Below are 18,996 nucleotides of genomic sequence, written 5' to 3' on the forward strand. Positions count from 1 at the left end.
ATGCTCTTCAGCGAACTCATGGCAGCGCTTTCCACCCGTGCGATCCGACTCCAGCGCGAGGAGGCCGACCTGATCGTCGAGGGCGATGACGACACGCTCGATGAGGTGTTGTGGGACGCATTGGCGACGCACAAGCCAGCGCTGCTGGAGATGCTCGCGGGCCTGGAGGATGGCTGGCTGAGCCCGGCGCTGCGCATCACCCCCGACATGCTGCCCCTGGCCGGGCTCGACCAGGCCGCCATCGACCGCATCGTCGCCACGCTGCCTGGGGGCGCGGCGAATCTGCAGGACATCTACCCGCTGGCGCCGCTGCAGGAGGGCATGCTCTACCACCACCTCACGGCCGCCGAGGGCGACCCCTATGTGCTGCAGGCCCAGCTGCGTTTCGCCAGCCCGGCGCACCTGCAGGCGTTCGCCGAGGCGCTCGACTGGGTGATCCAGCGCCATGACATCCTGCGCACGGCACTGGCCTGGGAATACCTGGACCAGCCGCTGCAGGTGGTGTGGCGCAAGGCGCCGCTGGCGTGCGAGGCAGTCGGGAACCTGGACGGTGACGAGCCGCTGGAGCAACTGCGCGCCCGTTTCGACTCGCGTCATTACCGCATGGACCTGGCCCAGGCCCCCTTGCTGCGCCTGGTACATGGCCAGGATCGCGATGGCCGGGTGCTGGGCCTGCTGCTTTTCCATCACACGGTCATGGACCACACCGGCCTGGACATCGTGCGCCGCGAGATCCACGCGTATCTCGCGGGTGACAGCGAGCGTCTGCCAGCCCCGGTGCCGTTCCGTGACCTGCTGGCCAGGAGCCGCCGGGCCCAGGACGACCAGGCCCATGAAGCATTCTTCGGCGCCATGCTGGCCGATATCGACGCACCGACCCTGGCCTTCGGCGTCCAGGAGGTGGCCGGCCAAGCCATGGAGGAGGCCCGGATCACCCTGGCGCCCGGCCTCAGCCAACGCCTGCGCGCCCAGGCCCGGTCGCTCGGGGTCAGCCCGGCCAGCATCATGCACCTGGGGCTCGCGCGCCTGCTGGGCGCGTGGTCCGGGCGCGAGTCGGTGGTGTTCGGCAGCGTGCTGCTGGGGCGCATGGCGGCGGGCGAGGGCGGCGAACACGCCCTCGGGATGTTCATCAATACCTTGCCGCTGCGGGTCGACCTGCAGCGGCAGGGTGTGCGGGATGCACTGTTGCTGACCCACCGCCAATTGACCGCACTGCTCGGCCACGAACAGGCACCACTGGCCCTGGCCCAGCGTTGCAGCGGTGTGGTGGCGCCGATGCCGTTGTTCAACAGCATGCTCAACTATCGCCATAGCGCGGCAGATGACGCCGCCGCGGTGATCGCGGTGGCGCCGGGCATCGATGTGGTCGGCACCGAAGAGCGTACCAACTACCCCTTGAACCTGGCGGTCGACGATCTGGGTGACGACCTGCGCCTGACGGTACAGGCCCTTGCCGAATGGGGGGCCGAGCGGCTGTGCGGACAACTGCGACAGGTGTTCGAGGGGCTGGTGGAGGCGCTCGAGCGCGCCCCCGACCTGCCCGTGCTGGCGCTGCCGGTGCTGACGCCCGAGGAGCGCCATCAACTGCTGACCGGCTGCAACACCACGGCCGCCGAACACGATCTCGACCAGCCGCTGCACGCGTTGTTCGAGCGCCAGGCGCTGCTGCATCCACAGGCGGTGGCCATCGAGGCGGAATGTGGACAGCTGACCTATCGGCAGCTCAACGAACAGGCCAACCGCCTGGCCCACCACCTGATCGCCCTGGGCGTGCGCCCCGACGACCGGGTGGCGATCTGCGTCGAGCGTGGCCCGTCGATGGTGGTCGGCCTGCTGGCCATCCTCAAGGCCGGTGGCGCCTATGTGCCAGTGGACCCGAGCTACCCGGCCGAGCGCATCCGCCACATGCTCGTCGACAGCGCGCCGTTGGCGGTGCTGGTGCACGCGGCCACCCGCGAGGTGCCGGGCCAACTGGCGGTGCCGCGTGTCGACCTCGACCAGGCGGGCTGGGAAAGCCTGCCGCCGACCGACCCACGGGTGGTCGGGTTGACCTCGCGCCACCTCGCCTATGTGATCTACACCTCCGGCTCCACCGGGCTGCCCAAGGGCGTGATGGTCGAGCACCGCAGCGTGGTCAACCTGGTGCACTGGAGCGCCGGGCTGTGCCCCGCGAAGGCGGGCGCCGCGGTGCTGCACAAGACCCCGATCAGTTTCGACGCCTCGGTGTGGGAGCTGTTCTGGCCGCTGGGCAGCGGCCTGCGCCTGGTGCTGGCGCGGCCGGACGGCCAGCGTGACGCGGACTATGTGGCGCGGCGGATCATCGAGTCCAGGGTCAACGTGGTGCAGTTCGTGCCGGCGCTGTTGCAGCAGTTCCTCGAACAGGCGCGCAGCGCGCAGTGCGGCAGCCTCACCGACATCGTCTGCGGCGGTGGCGAGCTGACCGAAGCCCTGGTGCGCCAGGTGCGCGAGCGCTTGCCGCAAGTGCGCCTGCACAACGTCTACGGCCCCACCGAAACCACGGTCGATTGCAGCGTCTGCACCCTGGAGCCCGATCAGCCCGTGCCGGACGGCGCGCTGCCGATCGGCCGGCCGATCGACAACACCCGCCTTTACGTACTGGACGGCGCGGACCAGCCGCTGCCGTGGGGCGTGGCCGGGCACCTGCACATCGGCGGCGTGGGGGTAGCGCGTGGCTACCTGGGCCTGGCCGGGCAACAGGCCGAACGCTTCATCGACAGCCCGTTCGTGCGCGGCGAGCGCCTGTACCGCAGCGGTGACCTGGTGCGCCAGCGCGCTGACGGTTCGTTGCAGTTCCTCGGTCGCAACGATCACCAGGTCAAGCTGCGCGGCCTGCGTATCGAACCGGGCGAGATCGAAGCCTGCCTGAGCCGCGTGGACGGCGTGCGCGAGGCGCTGGTGCTGGTCCACGAACACCCGCACAGCGGCCAGCGCCTGGTCGCCTACCACACTGGCCAGGATCACGCCGCGCAGTACCTGCGCGAGCGTCTGCTGGAGCAGTTGCCCGAGTACATGGTGCCGGCACTGTTCATCCACCTCGATGGCATGCCGCTGACGCCCAACGGCAAGGTCGACCGCAAGGCCCTGCCGGCGCCCGAAGCACCGGTGCGCCAGTACCAGGCGCCCCAGGGCCCGATCGAGACCGCCCTGGCGGCGATCTGGGCGGACCTGCTGGGTGTCGGGCCAGTGGGGCGTGACGACAACTTCTTCGAGCTGGGCGGCCACTCGCTGCTGGCGGTGCGCCTGGTGGAACGCATGCGCCAGCAGGCGCTGGCGGCCGATGTGCGGGTGCTGTTCAGCCAGCCCACGCTGGCCGCGCTGGCGGCGTCGGTGGGTGGCCGGGCCGCTGTCGAGGTGCCGGCCAACCGCATTCCGGCAGGTTGCACGCTGATCACCCCGGACATGCTGCCCCTGGCCGATCTCAATCAGGACGCCATCGACACACTGCTGCGGCAGATCCCCGGTGGCGTGGCCAATATCCAGGATATCTACGGCCTGGCGCCGTTGCAGCAGGGCATCCTCTACCATCACCTGGCCAGCGAAGGCGCCGACCCCTATGTGGTGCAGGCGCGTTTCGCCTTTGCCGGGCAGGCCGAGCTGGACGCCTTCGTCGCCGCGCTGAACCAGGTCATTGCGCGTCACGACATCCTGCGCACCAGCCTGCATTGGCAGGGCCTGGACGAGGCAGTGCAGGTGGTCTGGCGCGAGGCGCCGCTGCTGCTGAGCCCGGCGCTCGAAACGCCACGGCTCGACCTCGGCCAGGCGCCCTTGCTGCGCCTGAGCAGCCAGCGGCAGGACGGACGCCTGGAGGCGACCCTGCTGCTGCATCATATTCTTGTCGACCACACCGCCGTGGAGCAGCTGATGCTCGAAGTGGGGGCACTGTTGCAAGGCCCCGCAGAGCTGCCGGCCAGCATCCCGTATCGCAACTACGTGGCCCAGGCACGCCTTGGCGCGGACCCTCAGGCCGACGAGGCACTGTTCCGCGAGCTGCTGGGCGATATCGACGAACCGACCGAAGCGTTCGGCCTGCGCGAGGCGATGGCCGAAGCCCATTCGGTGGGTGAAAGCCGCTGGCCATTGGAGCCGGCGCTGGTCGCACGCCTGCGCGGGCAGGCCAGGGCGCTGGGGGGCAGTGTCGCCAGCCTGGTGCACCAGGCCTGGGGGCAGGTGCTGGCGCAGATGTCCGGACGCGAAGAGGTGGTGTTCGGCACCGTGCTGCTCGGTCGCCTGCAGGGCGGCGAGGGCGCCGACCGGGCGCTGGGCATGTTCATCAATACCTTGCCACTGCGGGTCAGCGTGGGGGCTGCGGGCGTGGCCGAGGGCGTGCGCCTGACCCACCAGCGCCTGGCGCGCCTGCTGGCCCATGAACAGGCTTCCCTGGCCCTGGCCCAGCGCTGCAGCGGCGTGCCGGCCTCGCAGGCGCTGTTCAGCAGCCTGCTGAACTATCGCCACAGTGCTGGCCAGCCTGCGCAGGGGCCCGTCTGGCAGGGGATTGAACTGTTGACCGCGCAGGAGCGCAGCAACTACCCGCTGGTGGTCAGCGTCGACGACTATGGGGATGATTTCCGGTTGACGGTGCAGGCCGTGGCGTCGGTCGATGGCGAGCGCGTCTGCCGCTTGCTGCAGTGGGCCTTGACGCAGTTGGTCACGGCGCTGGAGCAGGCGCCGCAGGTCGCGCTGCACAGCCTGCATGGGTTGCCCATGGTCGAGCGCGACTGCGTGCTGGGTCGCTTCAATGCCACGGCACGCGACTACCCGCGCGACCTGGCCGCCCACCGCCTGTTCGAAGCCCACGCCGCGAGCACGCCCGAGGCACTCGCGGTGATCCACGGTGAACGCCAGTGGAGCTATGCCCAGCTCGATGACCAGGCCAACCGCCTGGTCGTCTACTTGCTCGAGCAGGGCGTGCGCGCCGGTGATCGCGTGGCCTTGTTGCTGCCACGCTCTTTCGACCTGTTGGCGGCCCAGCTGGCGGTAAGCAAGTGCGCGGCAGTGTTCGTACCGCTTGACGGCAATGCCCCGGCCGAGCGCCAGGCGTTCATGGTCGGTGACAGCGGGGCGGCGTTGCTGCTGACCCATAGCGACCAGCCCGAAGTGGCGGGCCCGCGCCGGGTCGAACTCGACCGGCTCGACCTGAGCACCTATACGGCTGCGCCGCTGGGCCTGGCGGTGGACGCCGGCAGCGCGGCGTACATCATGTACACCTCCGGCTCCACCGGCACGCCGAAGGGCGTGCAGGTGCCGCACCGGGCCATCGTGCGCCTGGTGATCAACAACGGTTTTGCCGACTTCAACCACCAGGACCGCGTGGCCTTCGCCTCCAACCCGGCGTTCGACGCCAGCACCCTGGAAGTCTGGGCGCCGCTGCTCAACGGTGGCGCGGTCGTGGTGATCGACCAGGACCAGGTGCTGTCGCGCCAGGGCCTGCGCGAAGTGCTGCTGGATCAGGGCGTCACCGTGCTATGGCTGACCGCCGGCCTGTTCCACCAGTTCGCTGACGACCTGCTGCCGGCGTTGCGTGGCCTGCGTTACCTGATGGTCGGCGGCGATGTGCTGGACCCGGCGGTGATCGCCCGGGTACTGCGTGACGGCGCGCCGCAACACCTGCTCAATGGCTACGGCCCGACCGAGGCCACCACCTTCAGCACCACCCACGAAATCACCGCGGTGGGCGAGGGCAGCATCCCGATCGGCAAACCGATCGGCAACAGCCGCTGCTACGTGCTCGATGCCCGCCAGCAACTGCTGCCGGTGGGGGCGGTGGGCGAGTTGTACATCGCCGGCGACGGCGTGGCCCTGGGTTACCTGGGCCAGCCAGAGCTGACCGCCGAGCGCTTCCTGCCCGATCCGTTCAACGGCGGCACGATGTACCGCAGTGGCGACCTGGTCAGTTGGCAGGCCGACGGCACCCTGCGCTACCTGGGCCGTGCCGACCAGCAAATCAAGCTGCGCGGCTTCCGCATCGAACTGGGCGAAATCGAGGCGCGCCTGGGCGAATGCCCGGGCGTGCGCGACGCGGCGGTGATCGTGCGTGAGGACGCGCCGGGCGACAAACGCCTGGTGGCGTACTTCACCGGCGAGACCCCGGCCATCGGCGAACTGCACGAGCGTCTGCAAGGTGTACTGCCGGACTACATGCTGCCGTCGGCTTATGTGCGACTTGAAGCCTTGCCATTGACCGCCAACGGCAAGCTCGACCGCCGTGCGTTGCCGCAGCCGGGCAGCGAGGCCGTGGTCAGCCGCGCCTTCGAGGCGCCGCAGGGCGAGGTGGAGACGGCACTGGCCGCGATCTGGGCCGAAGTGCTCAAGGTCGAGCAGGTCGGTCGCCACGACCACTTCTTCGAGCTGGGCGGCCACTCGCTGCTGGCGGTGAGCCTGGTCGAGCGCATGCGCAAGGCCGGCCTGGCTGCCGACGTGCGAGTGCTGTTCGCCCAGCCGACCCTGGCCGCGCTGGCGGCGGCAGTAGGTTCGGGGCGTGAAGTCAAGGTGCCGGCCAACCGTGTCCCCCACGATGCGACCCGGATCACGCCAGAGATGCTCAGCCTGATTGATCTCGACCAGGCCAGCATCGACCGCATCGTCGCCAGCGTGCCGGGCGGCGGCGCCAATGTGCAGGAGATCTACCCGCTGGCGCCGTTGCAGGCGGGCATCCTCTATCACCACCTGAGCGCCGAGCAGGGCGATCCGTACCTGCTGCAGTCGCGCCTGGCCTTCGACAGCCTCGAGCGCCTGCGTAGCTGGGCAGCGGCCTTGCAACAGGTCATCGACCGCCACGATATCCTGCGCACTTCGGTGGTCTGGGAAGGCCTGGCGGAGCCGGTGCAGGTGGTCTGGCGCCAGGCCGACCTGGCGCTCAGCGAAGTCACCGGCCTGGGTGAGGAATCCGTGATCGAGCAGTTGCTGGCGCGTTTCGATGCCCGCCAGCAGCGTCTGGACCTGACTCGGGCGCCCTTGCTGCGGCTGGTCTATGCCGAGGATCCGCGCCAGGGCGAGTGGGTGGCGCTGCTGCAGTTCCACCACCTGACCCTCGACCACGCCGCCATGGCCGTGGTCGGCGAGGAGATGCAGGTGCTGCTGGACGGGCGTGGCGCCACGCTGCCTGCCGCGGTGCCGTATCGCAATTATGTCGCCCAGGTCTGCCTGGGCGACGATCAGGCCAGCCATGAGGCGTTCTTCCGCGCCCAGTTGGGGGATGTCGAAGAACCGACCCTGCCCTTTGGCCTGGCCGATGTGCAGGGCGATGGCGGGCGGGTCGAGCATGCTGCCCTGATGCTGCCTGACGCCCTGGCCCAAGGCCTGCGCGAGCAGGCCCGGCAGCGTGGCGTCAGCGTCGCGAGCCTGGTGCACCTGGCCTGGGCCCGGGTGGTGGGCGTGCTGGCAGGGCGTCGCGATGTGGTGTTCGGCACCGTATTGATGGGCCGCCTGCAAGCCGGCGAAGGCGCCGACCGCGCCCTGGGCATGTTCATCAACACCTTGCCACTGCGGGTGGACACCGCGCTGCCGGTGGAGCAGGCCGTGCGCGTCACTCATCAGCGCTTGTCGGCCCTGCTCGGTCACGAGCATGCGCCCTTGGCACTGGCCCAGCGTTGCAGCGGCGTGGCGGCTTCGGCGCCGTTGTTCAGTGCCTTGCTCAACTACCGGCATAGCGCCGAGGCGGCCCGGGACGGTGAAGGTATCTGGCAGGGTGTGCGCCTGCTGGGCGGCGAGGAGCGCAGCAACTACCCGTTGACCCTGAGCGTCGATGACCTGGGCGAGGGTTTCTCGCTTAGCGTGCTGGCCGCCGAGGGGTTGCCTGCGGCGCAGGTCGGCACGTGGATGGTCAATACGCTAGGCCAACTGTTGCAGGCGCTGGAACGGGCGCCGGGCCAGGGACTCGATCATCTGCCGATGCTGGATGACGAGGCTTTGCGCCAGGTGGTGGAGGGCTTCAACGCAACTACCGTCAATTATCCGCAAGGGCACACCGTGCATGCGCTGGTCGAGGCCCAGGCGCCCGAGGCGCTGGCCGTGGTGCAGGGCGAGGTGAGCCTGAGCCATGGCGAGCTGAACCAGCGCGCCAATCGCCTGGCCCATTACCTGATCAAGCGTGGCGTGGTGCTGGGCGACCGTGTCGCGCTGTGCCTGCCGCGCGGTCCGCAGCGGCTGGTGGCGATGCTGGCCGTGCTCAAGGCCGGCGCGGCCTATGTGCCGGTCGATCCGGGCTATCCGGCGGAGCGCATTGCCTATCTGCTCAGTGACAGTGCGCCGACGCTGGTGCTGGTCGAATCGAGCACTGAGTCGCTGGTGGGCGAGGTGGCCAAGGTTGCGCTGGATGGCGATGACTGGGCTCATGAAGCCGACAGCAACCCCGTCGTCACCGGTCTGGATGCGGATCAGCTGGCTTATGTGATCTACACCTCCGGCTCCACCGGCCAGCCCAAGGGGGTGATGGTCGAGCACCGTACCCTGGCCAACCTGGTCCACTGGCATTGCCAGGCCTTCGACCTGGGCGCCGGCAGCCACACCTCCAGTGTCGCCGGCTTCGGCTTCGACGCCATGGCCTGGGAGGCCTGGCCGGCGCTGTGTGCTGGAGCGGTGCTGCACCTGCCGCCGGCGCAGATTGGCGGCGAGCACGTGGACGAACTGCTCGACTGGTGGCTGCAGCAGCCGCTGCAGGTCAGCTTCCTGCCGACCCCGGTGGCCGAGCAGGCGCTGCGCCGCGAACGCCAGCACCCGACCCTGCGCACCTTGCTGGTGGGCGGCGACCGCCTGCGCCAGTTCGACCGCGATCCGGGCTTCGTGCTGGTCAACAACTACGGCCCGACCGAGACCACGGTGGTCGCAACGTCCGGTCAACTTCAGCCGGGTGGCGCGCTGCATATCGGCAAGCCGACCGCCAATACCCGCGTCTATGTGCTGGATGCGCAGCGCCAACCGGTGCCGGTCGGCGTGACCGGCGAGCTGTACATCGGTGGCGCGCAGGTGGCACGCGGTTACTTCAACCGCCCCGACCTTAGCGCCGAGCGTTTCCTCGACGACCCGTTCGCCGTTGGCCGGATGTACCGCACCGGCGACCTGGTGCGCTGGAACGCCGACGGCACCCTGGACTACCAGGGGCGCAACGACGACCAGGTGAAGATCCGCGGTGTGCGGGTCGAGCTGGGCGAGATCGAGGCCGCGCTCAAGGCCCAGCCGGGCATCGCCGATGCCGTGGTGCTGGTGCGTGACGAGCGCCTGCTGGCGTGGTTTACCGAAGCGGCAGCGGTCGATATCGAGCGCCTGCGCGAGGGCTTGCAGGCCAGCCTGCCGGCGCACCTGCTGCCGCAAGCCTTGGTCCGCCTGGACGCACTGCCACTGACCAGCCACGGCAAGCTGGACCGCAAGGCGTTGCCGCAACCGGCCATGCTCGCCGCCCAGGACTACGTCATGCCGCAAGGTCCTGTGGAAACTGCCATCGCTGCGCTCTGGGCCGAAGTGCTGGGTATCGAGCGGGTTGGTCGCCACGATAACTTCTTCGAACTTGGCGGCCACTCGCTGCTGGCGGTCAACCTCACTGCGCGTCTGCGTCAGGCCGGCCTGCAGGCCGACGTACGCACCTTGTTCGGCCAGCCGACGGTGGCGGCGCTGGCGGCGACCCTGGGCCAGAGCCACCAGGTCGAGGTCCCGGCCAACCGGATCCCGGCCGGCTGCACCCGGATCACCCCGGACATGCTGCCGCTGGTGGAACTGGAGCCAGCCGCCATTGAACGCATCGTCGCCACGGTGCCGGGCGGCGCGGCCAACGTGCAGGACATCTACCCGCTGGCGCCGTTGCAGGAAGGCATCCTCTATCACCACCTCAGCTCGCTGGAGCACGACCCCTATGTTCTGCAGTCGCCCATGGCCTTCGACAGCCTGGCGCGGCTCGAGGCCTTCGCCGCTGCGTTGCGCCAGGCCATCGCACGCCACGATGTGCTGCGTACCGCCGTGCTCTGGGAGGGCCTGGAGCAACCGCTGCAGGTGGTCTGGCGCGAGGCGCCGCTGCTGGTCGCACCGCTCGAAGGGCAGGACCTGCAACGCCTGGAGCTGAGCCAGGCACCGCTGATTCGCCTGCTGTACAACGCCGATGCCGGCAGCCAGCGGGTCGAGGCACTGCTGCAGTTCCACCATATCGTCCTCGACCACACCGCCCTGGAGATCATCGGCGCGGAACTGCTGGGCTACCTGCAAGGCACCACGGCACCGCTGCAGGCCCCGGTGCCTTACCGCAACTACGTGGCCCAGGCGCGCCTGGGCGTCAGCCAGGCCGAGCACGAGGCGTTCTTCCGCGAACTGCTGGGTGATATCGACGAGCCGACGCTGCCCTACGGCCTGAGCGACGTGCAGGGTGATGGCCAGGCTATCGAGGAAGCCCAGCTGTGGCTGGACGAGACCCTGGCCGCGCGCCTGCGCCAGCAGGCCCGGCAACTGGGCAGCAGCCCCGCAAGCCTGTTCCACCTGGCCTTCGCCCGCCTGCTGGCCGCCACCAGTGGCCGCGACAGCGTGGTGTTCGGCACCGTGCTGCTGGGTCGGCTGGAGGCCGGCGAGGGTGCCGAGCGGGCGCTGGGCATGTTCATCAATACCCTGCCGCTGCGCCTGGACCTGCAGGGCGCGGCACTGCCCGAGGCGGTGCGCCAGACCCAGCAGCGCCTGAGCGCCTTGCTGGTCCACGAGCACGCGTCGCTGGCCCTGGCCCAGCGTTGCAGCGGCGTACCAGCGCCGGCGCCGCTGTTCAGCGCCATGCTCAACTACCGCCACGGCCAGGAGGTCAGCGAAGCCCGGCGCCTGGACTGGCAGGGCATCGAGTTCCTCAGCGGCCAGGAGCGCAGCAACTACCCGCTGAGCCTCAGCGTGGACGACATGGGCCAAGGGTTCCGCCTGGTGGCCATGACCCCGGCGACGGTTGGCGCCCAGCGGGTCTGCGGGCAGCTGCGGCAGGTGCTGCTGGCGTTGGTCGAAGGCCTGGAGGCACAATCCGGGCAGACGGTGCTGCAACTGCCGGTGCTGCAGGACGAGGAACGCGCCTACCTGTTGCAGGGCTGCAACGCGACAGCGCGGGCCAATGATTCCGAGCAGCCGATCCAGGCGCTGTTCGAGCGGCAGGCAGCACGCGCCCCGGAAGCGATTGCGGTGCACGCCGAAGCGGGGCAACTGAGCTACCGCGAGCTCAACGCCCAGGCCAACCGCCTGGCCCATTACCTGATCGAACTGGGTGTGAAACCCGACGACCGGGTGGCGATCTGCGTCGAGCGCGGCCTGGCGCTGGTGGTCGGCCTGCTGGCGATCCTCAAGGCCGGTGGCGCCTATGTGCCGCTCGACCCGGACTATCCGGCCGAGCGCCTCGGCCATATGCTCGCCGACAGTCAGCCGCGGGCGCTGCTGGTGCAACAGGCCACCCGCGCCCTGGTGGGTTCGTCGGCGACATTGGTCGACCTCGATCAGCCGACTTGGGGTGACCTGTCGGACAGCAATCCGCAGGTGCCTGGCCTGACCTCGGAGCACCTGGCCTATGTGATCTACACCTCCGGCTCCACTGGCGTGCCCAAGGGCGTGATGGTCGAGCACCGCAACGTGGTCAACCTGGTGCACTGGAGCACCGGGCTGTTTCCGAACGAAGGTGCGGTGCTGCACAAGACCCCGGTGAGCTTCGACGCCTCGGTGTGGGAGCTGTTCTGGCCGCTGTGCAGCGGGTTGCGCCTGGTGCTGGCGCGCCCGGATGGCCAGCGCGACCCGCAGTACTTGGTAGAGCTGATCGAACGGCAGCAGGTGAACGTAGTGCAGTTCGTGCCGGCCTTGCTGCAGCAGTTCCTCGACGAGGACGCCAGCGCCGCCTGCGCCAGCCTTACCGACATCGTCTGCGGTGGTGGCGAGCTCACCGAAGCCCTGGCCCGCCAGGTACGCGAGCGCTTGCCACAGGTGCGCCTGCACAACGTCTATGGCCCCACCGAGACCACGGTAGACTGCAGCGTCTGGACCTTGGAAGCGCGAGATCCGCTGCCGGCGGGCGCATTGCCGATCGGACGGCCGATCGACAACACACGCCTGTATGTGCTGGATGCGCATGACCAACCGGTGCCGTTCGGCGTTGCCGGTCAGTTGCACATCGGCGGGGCCGGGGTGACGCGGGGCTACCTGGGCTTGCCGGAACAACAGGCCGAGCGTTTCATCGCCAGCCCGTTCGTCGACGGTGAGCGTCTGTACCGCAGTGGCGACCTGGTGCGCCAGCGCCACGACGGCGTACTGGAGTTCCTCGGCCGCACCGACCACCAGATCAAGCTGCGCGGCCTGCGTATCGAGCCGGGCGAGATCGAGACCTGCCTGAACCGGATCGCGGGTGTGCGTGAGGCGCTGGTGCTGGTGCACGAGCATCCGCACAGCGGTGCGCGCCTGGTCGCCTATCACCGGGGTGAACCGCAACAGGCCGACGCGCTGCGCCGGGCCTTGCTGGCACAGCTGCCGGAGTACATGGTGCCGGCGCTGTTCATCCATCTCGACAGCTGGCCACTGACCCCGAACGGCAAGCTGGAGCGCAAGGCACTGCCGCTGCCGGATCTGCAGGCGGGCGGCTACGAAGCACCACAGGGCGACACGGAAACCCTGCTGGCCGAAATCTGGGCGCAGTTGCTGGGTGTCGAGCGCGTAGGGCGTCACGACAACTTCTTCGAACTGGGCGGCCATTCGCTGCTGGCCGTAAGCCTGACCGCGCGGCTGCGCCAGGCCGGCCTGCAAGCCGACGTGCGCACGCTGTTCGGCCAGCCGACGGTGGCGGCGCTGGCAACCACCCTGGGGCACAGCCGCCAGGTGCCGGTTGCGGCCAACCTGATCCCGGCCGATTGCACCCGCATCACCCCGGACATGCTGCCGTTGGTGGCGATGGAGCAGGCCGACATCGAACGCATCGTTGCCACGATGCCGGGCGGCGTGGCCAACGTGCAGGACATCTACCCACTGGCACCGTTGCAGGAAGGCATTCTCTACCTGCACCTGAGCAGCACGGACGCCGATCCGTATGCCTTGCGCGCGCAATTGCGCTTCGACAGCCCGGCGCGCCTGCAGGCGTTCGCCGAGGCCCTGGAGCAGGTCATCGCCCGGCACGACATCCTGCGCACCGCGGTGCTCTGGGAGGGCCTGGCGCAACCGGTGCAGGTGGTCTGGCGCCAGGCGCCGCTGCAACTGGCGCCGCTCGACACGCAGCACCTGGCACGCCTGGACCTGGGCCAGGCGCCGCTGATCAGGCTGCTGCACCGCGCCGTGCCGGGCAGCCAGCGGATCGAGGCGGTGCTGCAGTTCCACCATATCGTGCTCGACCATATCGCCATGCAGGCGGTGCAGGCCGAGCTGCGCGGCTACCTGTCGGGCCACGACGAGCCGCCGCCACCGTCGGTGCCGTACCGCAACTACGTGGTGCAGGCGCGCCAGGGCGTCAGCGAGGCCGAGCATGAGGCCTTCTTCCGCGCCCGCCTGGGCGATATCGACGAGCCGAGCCTGCCGTTCGGCCTGCGCGAGGTGCAAGGCGAGGGGCTGGCCCTCGATGAGGCCGAGGTCGATTTCGAGGGGGCCCGCTATGGCCGCCTGCGTGACCAGGCCCGCCAGCTGGGGGTGAGCACTGCGAGCCTGGTGCACCTGGCCTGGGCGCGCCTGCTGGGCAGTGCCTGCGCCAAGGACCAGGTGGTGTTCGGCACCGTGCTGTTGGGCCGTCTGCAGGGCGGCGAGGGCAGCGAACGGGCGCTGGGCATGTTCATCAACACCTTGCCGCTGCGGGTCGACCTGGGTGGGCTCGGCGTGCGCGAAGGCGTGCTGGCAACGCACCGCGAGCTTTCGGCGCTGTTGCTCCACGAGCACGCCTCACTGGCCCTGGCCCAGCGCTGCAGCCAGGTGGCGGCGCCGCTGCCGCTGTTCAGCGCCTTGCTCAACTACCGCCAGAGCAGTCGGGCAGCGCCGCAGGCGCAAGGCTGGGAAGGTATCGAGGCGCTGGGCAGCGAGGGGCGCACCAACTATCCGCTGAGCCTTAACGTGGATGATTTCGGCGACGGCCTGCGCCTGGGCGTGCAGGTGTCTGCCCAAGTCGGCGCGCAAAGAGTCTGCGCGCAGATGCTGCAGGTGCTCGACGGTCTGCTGCTGGCGCTTGAACAGCACCCCGAGGAGCAACTGGAGCGCCTGCCCGTACTGAGCACTGATGAACGGCGTCAGGTGCTGGGCGATTTCAACGACACGACCCAGGCCTACGACCTCGACCAGACCCTGCACGGGATGATCGAGGCCCAGGTGCGGCGCACGCCTGATGCCGTGGCGGTAAAGGCAGAGGAGGGCGAGCTGAGCTATCGCCAGCTGGATGACCAGGCCAACCGCCTGGCCCATCACCTGATCGACCTGGGCGTGAAGCCCGACGACCGGGTGGCGATCTGCGTCGAGCGGGGCCTGGCGATGGTGGTCGGCCTGCTGGCCATCCTCAAGGCGGGCGGCGCCTATGTGCCGGTGGACCCGGAGTACCCGGCCGAGCGCCTCCGCCACATGCTTGGCGACAGCGCCCCGCTGGCGGTGCTGGTGCACGCCGCCACACGCCATGTGCCGCAGGCCAGCGCGGTGCCGGTGATCGACCTCGACCTGCCGACTTGGCTGGAGCAACCGGCACAGGCGCCGCAGGTGGCAGGGTTGACCCCGCGCCACCTGGCCTACGTGATCTACACCTCCGGTTCCACCGGCCTGCCCAAGGGGGTGATGAACGAGCACGCCGCGGTGGTCAACCGCCTGCTGTGGATGCAGGACGCCTATCAGCTGGGCGCTGACGACGTGGTACTGCAGAAGACCCCGTTCAGTTTCGACGTGTCGGTGTGGGAGTTCCTCTGGCCGCTGCAGACCGGGGCACGGCTGGTGATGGCGCGCCCTGGCGGGCACCGCGACCCCGAGTACCTGCGCGAGGTGATCCGCGCCGAGCAGGTCAGCACCTTGCACTTCGTGCCGTCCATGCTCGATGTGTTTCTCGCCCATGGCGATGTCCTGCCGCACCGCCTCAAGCGCGTGCTGTGCAGCGGCGAAGCCTTGCCCGGCAGCCTGGTGCGGCGCTTCCAGGCACAGCTGCCGACGGTCGAGCTGCACAACCTTTACGGCCCGACCGAAGCGGCGGTGGACGTCAGCGCCTGGCACTGTGTGACGGCGCCGGACAACACGCCGATCGGCAAGCCGATCGCCAATACCACGCTGTACGTGCTCGATGCCCACGGCCAGCCCGTGCCGCGGGGCGTGGCCGGCGAGCTGTATATCGGCGGCGTGCAGGTGGCGCGTGGCTACCTCAACCGCGAGCAACTGACGGCCGAGCGCTTCCTTGATGATCCGTTCGCCAGCCAGGCCGGTGGTCGCCTGTACCGCACGGGCGACCTGGCCCGGCATCTGCCCGACGGCAACCTGGAGTACCTGGGGCGCAACGACGACCAGGTCAAGCTACGCGGCCTGCGCATCGAGCTGGGCGAAATCCAGGCCTGCCTGACCCGTGTCGAAGGGGTCAAGGAGGCGGTGGTGCTGGCCCGCGAGCAGCGCCTGCTGGCCTACTACACCGGTGCCCGGCAGGCGCCGGAGGCTTTGCGCGCGGCACTGCTCGGCCAATTGCCGGAGTTCATGGTGCCAGCCTCGTTCACCTACCTCGAGGCGCTGCCGCTGAGCCCCAACGGCAAGCTGGACCGCAAGGCGCTACCGCAGCCAGAGGCGACGCAGCAGGTCTACGAGGCGCCGCAAGGCGAGGTCGAGACGCTGTTGGCGCAACTCTGGCGTGAGTTGCTGGGTGTCGAACAGGTCGGTCGCCACGACAACTTCTTCGAGCTCGGCGGCCATTCGCTGCTGGCCGTGACCCTGACCGCGCGCATGCGCCAGGCGGGCCTCGCGGCGGATGTGCGGGTGCTGTTCGGCCAGCCGACCCTGGCGGCGCTGGCGGCGGCGGTGGGCGGCGAAGTGATGGTGGAGGTGCCGGCCAATCGCATCCCGGCCGACTGCCAGCGCATCACCGTCGATATGCTGCCACTGGCGAAACTGGACCAGGCGGTGCTCGACCAGGTCGTGCGGCAGATCCCCGGCGGCGCGGCGAATGTCCAGGACCTCTATGCCCTGGCGCCGTTGCAGCAGGGCATTCTCTACCACCACCTGGCCAGCGCCGAGGTCGACCCCTATGTGCTGCAACTGGGCTTCGCCTTCGCCGGCCAGGCCGAACTGGACGCCTTCGTCGCCGCGCTGAACCAGGTCATTGCCCGTCACGACATCCTGCGCACCAGTGTGCACTGGCAGGGGCTCGATGAGGCCGTGCAGGTGGTCTGGCGCGAAGCGCGCCTGGACATCCTGCCGGCACTGGACAGCGTGCGCCTGGACCTGGGGCGCGCACCCTTGATGCACCTGAGCAGCAGTGTGGAGCACGGCCGCCTGCAGGCAACCCTGCTGCTGCACCATATCCTCCTCGACCATGCCGCCATGGAGCTGCTGGTGGCGGAGGTCGGCGATGTGCTGCTGGGCCGCGAGCCTCAGGGCGACAGCGTGCCGTACCGCAACTATGTGGCCCATGCGCGACTGCGCGACGATAGTCAGGCGCAGGAGGCGATGTTCCGCCAGCTGCTGGGCGATATCGATGCGCCGACCGAGGTGTTCGGCCTGCGTGACGCGCTGGGCGATGGCAGCCATGTGCTCGATCATCGCCAGTACCTGGACGACAGCCTGGCGCAACGCTTGCGCGGTCAGGCGCGGGCGCTGGGGATCAGTGTCGCCAGCCTGGTGCACCAGGCCTGGGGGCAGGTGCTGGCGCAGTTGTCCGGCCGTGAGGAGGTGGTGTTCGGCACCGTGCTGGTCGGCCGCCTGCAAGGTGGCGAGGGTGCCGAACGGGCGCTGGGCATGTTCATCAACACCTTGCCGTTGCGGGTCAGCGTGGGCGACATGGACGTGGTCGCAGGCGTGCGCCTGACCCACCAGCGCCTGGCGCGCCTGCTGGCCCATGAACAGGCCTCCCTGGCCCTGGCCCAGCGCTGCAGCGGCGTGCCGGCCTCACAGGCACTGTTCACCAGCCTGCTGAACTACCGCCACAGCGCGGCTGGCGGCACGGAGCAGGCCCAGGCCTGGCAGGGGATCGAACTGCTGGCCGCCCATGAGCGCAGCAACTACCCGCTGGTGATCAGCGTCGACGACCTGGGGGATGGGTTTGCCCTGACCGTGCAAGCGGTGGCGGCCGTGGACGGCGGCTTGGTCTGCCAGCTGTTGCAGGAGGCCCTGGCCCGCTTGGTCGAAGCATTGGCGCATACGCCGGCAACGCCACTGAGCCGGCTGCATGGCTTGCCGGCAGCCGAGCGCGAGCGGGTGTTGCGCCAATTCAACGCCACCGGGCGCGACTACCCGCGTGATCTGCCCGTGCATGTGTTGTTCGAGGCGCAGGCCAAGGCCAGCCCGGATGCGCTGGCGGTGGCCCATGGCACAAGGCGCTGGAGTTACCAGGCCCTCGACCGGCAGGCCAATCGGCTGGCCGGGTGTCTGCTGGAACTGGGCGTGCATGCCGGTGATCGCGTGGCCTTGTTGCTGCCACGCTCCTTCGACCTGTTGGCGGCCCAACTGGCGGTGAGCAAGTGCGCGGCAGTGTACGTGCCGCTGGACGGCAATGCCCCGGCCGAGCGCCAGGCGTTCATGGTCGGTGACAGCGGGGCGGCGTTGCTGCTGACCCATAGCGACCAGCCCGAAGTGGCGGGCCCGCGCCGGGTCGAACTCGACCGGCTCGACCTGAGCACCTATACGGCTGCGCCGCTGGGCCTGGCGGTGGACGCCGGCAGCGCGGCGTACATCATGTACACCTCCGGCTCCACCGGCACGCCGAAGGGCGTGCAGGTGCCGCACCGGGCCATCGTGCGCCTGGTGATCAACAACGGTTTTGCCGACTTCAACCACCAGGACCGCGTGGCCTTCGCCTCCAACCCGGCGTTCGACGCCAGCACCCTGGAAGTCTGGGCGCCGCTGCTCAACGGTGGCGCGGTGGTGGTGATCGACCAGGACCAGGTGCTGTCGCGCCAGGGCCTGCGCGAAGTGCTGCTGGATCAGGGCGTGACGGTACTGTGGCTGACTGCAGGCCTGTTCCACCAGTTCGCTGACGACCTGCTGCCGGCGTTGCGTGGCCTGCGTTACCTGATGGTCGGCGGCGATGTGCTGGACCCGGCGGTGATTGCCCGGGTGCTGCGTGACGGCGCGCCGCAACACCTGCTCAATGGCTACGGCCCGACCGAGGCCACCACCTTCAGCACCACCCACGAAATCACCGCGGCGGGTGAGGGCAGCATCCCGATCGGCAAACCGATCGGCAACAGCCGCTGCTACGTGCTCGACGCCCGCCAGCAACTGCTGCCGGTGGGGGCGGTGGGCGAGCTGTACATCGCCGGCGACGGCGTGGCCCTGGGTTACCTGGGCCAGCCGGAGCTGACGGCCGAGCGCTTCCTGCCCGATCCGTTCAATGGCGGCACCATGTACCGCAGCGGCGACCTGGTCAGTTGGCAGGCCGACGGCACCCTGCGTTACCTGGGCCGTGCCGACCAGCAGATCAAGCTGCGCGGTTTCCGCATCGAACTGGGCGAAATCGAGGCGCGCCTGGGCGAATGCCCGGGCGTGCGCGACGCGGCGGTGATCGTGCGTGAGGACGCGCCGGGCGACAAACGCCTGGTGGCGTACTTCACCGGTGACGTGGCGGCCATCGGCGAACTGCACGAGCGCCTGCAAGGCTTACTGCCGGACTACATGCTGCCATCGGCTTATGTGCGACTTGAAGCCTTGCCATTGACCGCCAACGGCAAGCTCGACCGCCGTGCGTTGCCGCAGCCGGGCAGCGAGGCCGTGGTCAGCCGCGCCTTCGAGGCGCCGCAGGGCGAGGTGGAGACGGCACTGGCCGCGATCTGGGCCGAAGTGCTCAAGGTCGAGCAGGTCGGTCGCCACGACCACTTCTTCGAGCTGGGCGGCCACTCGCTGCTGGCGGTG

Annotated in this window: 1 protein-coding gene (running past one end of the window); it reads left to right on the top strand. The window is 69.4% G+C overall.

Annotated features, from left to right (window positions below; all coding sequences use genetic code 11):
• A protein-coding gene (locus tag LU688_RS13360; protein WP_289678357.1) for a non-ribosomal peptide synthase/polyketide synthase crosses the window boundary here: on the top strand, positions 1-18,996 show its 5' portion. It continues 6,450 nt past the right edge of the window; only the first 18,996 of its 25,446 coding nucleotides appear in the window; the start codon lies at positions 1-3; its stop codon lies beyond the right edge, outside the window.

The organism is Pseudomonas soli, assembly GCF_021283165.2.
GTDB lineage: Bacteria > Pseudomonadota > Gammaproteobacteria > Pseudomonadales > Pseudomonadaceae > Aquipseudomonas > Aquipseudomonas soli.